The organism is Candidatus Symbiopectobacterium sp. NZEC135 (genome assembly GCF_025962695.1).
In genome coordinates, this window is the sequence record NZ_JAGFPF010001224.1 from 1 (window position 1) to 648 (window position 648).

The 648-nt window shown below is 56.5% G+C and carries 2 protein-coding genes; one reads left to right on the top strand and one right to left on the bottom strand.

The genetic code is table 11. The features are described 5' to 3' along the window. Positions 1-232 (top strand): PEP-utilizing enzyme (locus tag J5224_RS33480; protein WP_264629192.1); only part of this gene is annotated, 232 nt, incomplete at its 5' end. Between the two features lie 60 nt (positions 233-292). On the opposite strand, the gene J5224_RS33485 is transcribed toward J5224_RS33480, so the two are convergent. Continuing rightward, on the bottom strand, positions 293-648 hold a 356-nt coding region (locus tag J5224_RS33485; RefSeq protein WP_264629193.1), incomplete at its 5' end, for a LysE family transporter.

The window sequence follows — 648 nt, forward strand, 5'->3', positions numbered from 1 at the left end:
GATGGCGATTGTCGCCAACCTATTGCTGCCTTCTGAAACGGTGCAGTTAGATCCCGCCTGGATCAAAGGCGTCTACTTTACCGACAGCGGCAGAAACTCTCACGCGGCCATTCTGGCGACGGCGTTGGGCATTCCGGTGTTTATCGATAAGCCGGGCCATACGCGGGCGTTACGTCACGGAGAAACGATCACGTTCAATGATGACAACGGTGAGATTACCGCTGAAGCATGAGGGTCTGGCGTTGCTATCCCAGTGAACACGGGATAGCAACGGCGAAAACAGTCTGTCTTCTTAGCGGCTGGAGACAGCCAACGCCGATCCAGCCAACACAAACACGCCGCCAGTGGCGCGATTAAGCAACGCCATGCGGCGTGGATTGCTGAATACACCAGACAGGCGTCGCCCGGTGCTGGCGTAGAAAAACATGATGCTGAAATCAAACAGCACCCAGGTCAGCGCCAGAACGGCAAACTGGAGCGCATGGGGTTCCGTGGTGCTGATAAAATTGGGAAACAGCGCGGCAAAAAACAGCAGATCCTTCGGATTGCTGATACCGACTAAAAAGCCTTTACGAAACAGCGCAACTCGCGTGGGTGACGCATCCATCTGCACCTGTTCGGGCGCGTGAGCGGCGGCGGCCGAACGCC